The organism is Streptomyces sp. NPDC054841 (genome assembly GCF_053611045.1).
This window is the reverse complement of the sequence record NZ_JBSGZO010000835.1, coordinates 1-1913: the sequence shown is the minus strand read 5'-3', so window position 1 is coordinate 1913 and position 1913 is coordinate 1. Positions and strand designations below refer to the sequence as shown.

Here is a 1913-nt window from a genome sequence, read left to right as displayed (position 1 = left end):
GGTGCGGGGCGCGCCGGCCGTAGGGGTTACGGGGCCTGGGGGCCGCGGCGCTGGGGGAGGGACACGACGCCCGCGGCGCCGTCCGGGACGCCCGCAGGGCTTGCCGGGGGAAGGCCGGCGATCTGGCAGAGGAGGTCGCACCAGGCCGCGATGTGGGCGGCGGTGTCCGGGACGCCGTCGTGGCCGCAGCGCGGGGTCCAGGAGGCGCGGATCTCGATCTGGGTCGCCGGGCGGCGGTTCGCGAGTCCTCCGAAGTAGTGAGACCCCGCGCGGGTCACGGTGCCGCTCGCCTCGCCGTACGACAGGCCGCGCGCCTCCAGCGCACCGGTCAGCCACGACCAGCAGACCTCCGGCAGCAGCGGGTCCGCCGCCATCTCCGGTTCCAGTTCCGCACGTACCAGCGTCACCAGCCGGAACGTGCCCTGCCACGCCTCGTGCCCGGCCGGGTCGTGCAGCAGCACGAGCCGCCCGTCCGCGAGGTCCTCGCCGTCGTCGACGACTGCCGCCTCCACGGCGTACGCGTGCGGCGCGAGGCGCTGCGGCGGGCGGGTCGGATCCACCTCGATCTCCGGCCGCAGCCGTGCCGTGCGCAGCGCCTCCACCGCGAGCCGGAACGCGCGCGGGACGGACTTCCGCTCCGCGCTGTCCGTTTCTTCAGCGCCGTCGGATTGATCGGAAAACTGTCCCTGAGCCGCAGCCATGCCGGGAAGAGTAAGCGGAACGCGCGCCGCGCGCAGGGAGGGACACCCGGCCCGGCCGAGCTCCTTGCGCGCACATGCGAAGATTCTGGACGTGAGCGCCAACGACCTTCCCCTGGCTCGAGGCTTCGCCCGAGCCGGGGACACCCCATCCTCGGGCCAGCAGACGAAGACCGACGCCGTCAGGGAATCCGCCTTCCTCAAGGCGTGCCGACGGGAGCCCGTGCCGCACACGCCGGTCTGGTTCATGCGGCAGGCCGGGCGGTCGCTGCCCGAGTACCTGAAGGTGCGCGAAGGCATCCCGATGCTGGAGTCGTGCATGCGGCCCGAGCTGGTCACCGAGATCACCCTGCAGCCGGTACGCCGGCACAAGGTCGACGCCGCCATCTACTTCAGCGACATCGTCGTCCCGCTCAAGGCCATCGGGATCGACCTCGACATCAAGCCGGGCGTCGGCCCGGTCGTCGCCGAACCGATCCGCCGCCGCGAGGACCTCGCCCGGCTGCGCGATCTGACCCCCGACGACGTCGCGTACGTCACCGAGGCGATCGGCATGCTCACCGGCGAGCTCGGCGCCACCCCGCTCATCGGCTTCGCGGGCGCGCCGTTCACCCTCGCCAGCTATCTCGTCGAGGGCGGCCCGTCCCGCAACCACGAGCACACCAAGGCGCTGATGTACGGCGACCCGCAGCTCTGGGCCGACCTCCTGGACCGGCTCGCGGAGATCACCGCCGCCTTCCTGAAGGTGCAGATCGAGGCGGGCGCGAGCGCCGTGCAGCTCTTCGACTCCTGGGTCGGCGCACTGGCCCCCGCCGACTACCGGCGCTCCGTGATGCCCGCCTCCGCGAAGGTGTTCCGCGCCGTCGAGTCGTACGGCGTCCCGCGCATCCACTTCGGCGTCGGCACCGGCGAGCTGCTCGGCCTGATGGGCGAGGCCGGAGCGGACGTCGTCGGCGTCGACTGGCGCGTCCCGCTCGACGAGGCCGCCCGTCGCGTCGGCCCCGGCAAGGCGCTCCAGGGGAACCTGGACCCGGCGGTCCTCTTCTCGTCGACGGAGGCGGTCGAGGCCAAGACCCGCGAGGTTCTCGACGCCGCCGCCGGACTGGAGGGCCATGTCTTCAACCTGGGCCACGGCGTCCTGCCCACCACCGACCCGGACGCGCTGACCCGGCTCGTGGAGCACGTCCACACCGCGACCGCGCGCTGAGACGGGCC

Annotated in this window: 2 protein-coding genes; one reads left to right on the top strand and one right to left on the bottom strand. The window is 73.3% G+C overall.

Translation table 11 applies throughout. The features are described 5' to 3' along the window. Nucleotides 1–26: 26 nt before the first annotated feature. The gene (locus ACWGI8_RS43700; RefSeq protein WP_453669115.1) at nucleotides 27–701 is read right to left on the bottom strand and encodes a DUF3000 domain-containing protein; all 675 of its coding nucleotides are present in this window, start codon (nucleotides 699–701) and stop codon (nucleotides 27–29) included. 91 nt (nucleotides 702–792) lie between these two features. Here ACWGI8_RS43700 and hemE point away from each other — a divergent pair, with 91 nt between their 5' ends. After that, nucleotides 793–1905, top strand: a complete 1113-nt coding sequence (gene hemE / locus ACWGI8_RS43695; RefSeq protein ID WP_453669113.1) for a uroporphyrinogen decarboxylase — start codon at nucleotides 793–795, stop codon at nucleotides 1903–1905. Nucleotides 1906–1913 lie beyond the last annotated feature (8 nt).